This window comes from Candidatus Nitrosarchaeum limnium BG20, from assembly GCF_000241145.1.
GTDB lineage: Archaea > Thermoproteota > Nitrososphaeria > Nitrososphaerales > Nitrosopumilaceae > Nitrosarchaeum > Nitrosarchaeum limnae.
The window spans coordinates 1-2,796 of the sequence record NZ_AHJG01000095.1 but is presented as its reverse complement, the minus strand read 5'-3'; the positions used below and the strand labels follow the sequence as shown (position 1 = coordinate 2,796).

At 36.1% G+C, this 2,796-nt stretch carries 1 protein-coding gene; it reads left to right on the top strand.

All coding sequences use genetic code 11. The features are described from left to right. The first annotated feature begins 6 nt into the window (after positions 1 to 6). Positions 7 to 2,655, top strand: coding sequence for an adenosylcobalamin-dependent ribonucleoside-diphosphate reductase (locus BG20_RS02905; protein WP_010190721.1), 2,649 nt, complete (start codon positions 7 to 9; stop codon positions 2,653 to 2,655). Positions 2,656 to 2,796: the final 141 nt, after the last annotated feature.

The following is a 2,796-nucleotide window of genomic DNA, read 5'->3' as shown; positions in this document are numbered from 1 at the left end:
TTATAATTGGATAAATCACAAATAGAAAGTACCATCAATGAGATCCGTAAGCGCAGTGGCGCAGTAACGGCTTTCAATCAAAATAAAATTTCAAACGCTATATTCAAAGCGTTGGCAGCCACATCTAAAGCCGATCGTGTGCTGGCCGATCATTTGGCAAACAAAGTTGTACAAAAACTAGTCGAACAGGGATTCACAAATTCTAGAGCTCCCAGTGTAGAGGATATTCAGGATATCGTAGAATCAACCCTTATCGATTCTGGTAACAGCGACATTGCAAAGGCATACATCGTTTACAGACATGAACGAAGAAAATTAAGAGACGAAAAGATGAAAGTCTTAAACGCAAAATCACTAGATTCTGTATCTAAGGAATTTGATCTAAATTGTTTGAGAGTATTGGCATCTCGATATCTATTTAGAAATAATAAAAATGAAATCACTGAATCTCCTACTCAGATGTTTGAAAGAGTAGCAATTCTAGTTGGAATCGGTGATATTCTATATGACGCACAAGTATTTGATAAATCTGGAAACATCTCACAAAGTACTGATGAAGCACGTTCATATCTTGAGAAACTAGACAATTTTGATTACAAATTCAAGATTGGAGACTATTTCCTCAACAAATGGCATTTCAGATCATTGATCAATCACTATGTGACACTTGCAAGTAAAGGCCAGATGAAAGTCAGCTTTAAAGATTTGCTCACATTAATTGCAGCCAAAAAATTCGATAGTTATGCAGACAAGATCACAGAATACTTTGATTTGATGACAGCACAAGACTTTTTGCCAAATTCACCAACTATGATGAATGCTGGTGGCAGACTCGGTCAACTATCTGCATGCTTTGTTCTTGGCATGCCAGATGACATGGAACAAATCATGAAATCAACTTCTGATGCAGCACTAATTTTCAAATCTGGCGGTGGAGTTGGAATCAACTACTCTGATCTTCGTGAAGAAGGGGATATTGTTGCATCTACATCTGGTGTAGCATCAGGCCCTGTATCTTTTATGAACATCATCAATACAGTAACTGAAGTTGTAAAACAAGGAGGAAAAAGAAGAGGTGCTAACATGGGAATCATTGAAGCCTGGCATCCAGATGTTGAAAAATTCATTACAAACAAAACCGAGCCTGGTGTTCTAGAAAACTTTAACGTCAGTGTAGGTATTTGGGAAGACTTTTGGAATGCACTTGTAAATACTGAAGATGGTAAGTACATGTTACGTAGTCCACGTGACAGAAAACCAGTAAAAGAAATCAATGCACACCAACTAATTGATTTGATTGCTCTATCTGCCTGGAAGAGTGCAGAACCTGGATTGATCTTCTTTGATCAAATTAACAAATACAATGTATTTGCCAAAGCAAGACAAGCTCCACTCAGAGCTACAAATCCTTGTGGTGAACAGAGTTTGTATCCATACGAATCATGTAACCTCGGTTCTATCAACTTGGTTAATCTTGTAAAAAGACAAGCAGATGGTGAATACGAATTTGATTGGCAAAGATATGAAGAAACAATTAGAAAGACAACCAGATTCTTAGATAACATCATTGATGTGAATCATTATCCAGTAAAAGAAATTGATATTGCATCAAAAGATTCTAGAAGAATTGGATTGGGTGTAATGGGTGTTGCAGATCTATTATACAAACTAAAGATTCCATACAATTCCAAAGAAGGATATGACCTACAATCAAAACTTTCTGAAGCACTAACATATTATTCAATGGAGGAAAGCGTAGCACTTGCAAAATCAAGAGGTGAATTCCCACTTTGCTCAAAGACAGAATATCCAGAAGGAAAAATTCCAATCGCAGGATACTATGAGAAACCAAAAGAATCTCATTGTTATGAATGGGATGCACTAATTGAGAAAATTAAGAAGCATGGAATAAGAAATGTCTTGACTACTACAGTAGCTCCAACAGGAACACTATCTATGATTGCTGATTGCTCAAATGGTATGGAACCAGCATTTGCTCTAGTGTTTGAAAAAAGAGTAACTGTAGGCAGATTCTTCTATACCAACAAAATTGTTGAAGAAGTACTCAAAGAACATGGTCTATACAGCGATGAATTATTGGCAAAAATCGCAGACAACTATGGATCCCTTAAAGGAATTCCTGAAATTCCACAATGGATGCAAGACGTCTATGTCACTGCCATGGATATTCACTGGGCTGATCATCTCATGGCTCAAGGTGTATGGCAAGACTGGATTGGTAATGCAATTGCCAAGACAATTAACATGCCATATGATGTGACTGCAGAAGACGTAAAATCTGCATATCTACTTGCTCACGAATTGGGACTAAAAGGAATCACTGTATACCGTGATGGTTCTAGACATAAACAAGTACTTCACATGACAAGTGAAAATGCACAAAAATCATTCGAAGTTAGACCAAGTGAACACGTTACAAAATACGTAACAACGATGATTTCAAATCCATACATCAAATCACATGTACATGATTCACTTGAACTAAAATTCCATGATGAAGAAATTACATCCGAACCAACAAGACAAGAAGTAGATGAAGATAGACTATGTCCAACTTGTAAAAACAATCTTGTATTTGTAGAAGGATGTAGTATCTGCATAGAATGTGGATACAGCGGTTGTACCTCCGGGTAAACCCATTTTCTACTTTTTCATTAAAAAGTTAATAAATAAAATTATTTTTTTACTAATAATTACTAAAAATAAGTCATCTTTTATTACTCCTTTCTAATCTCAATTATTTGTGGATAAGAAGATTCTAGGAATATCTGTTGG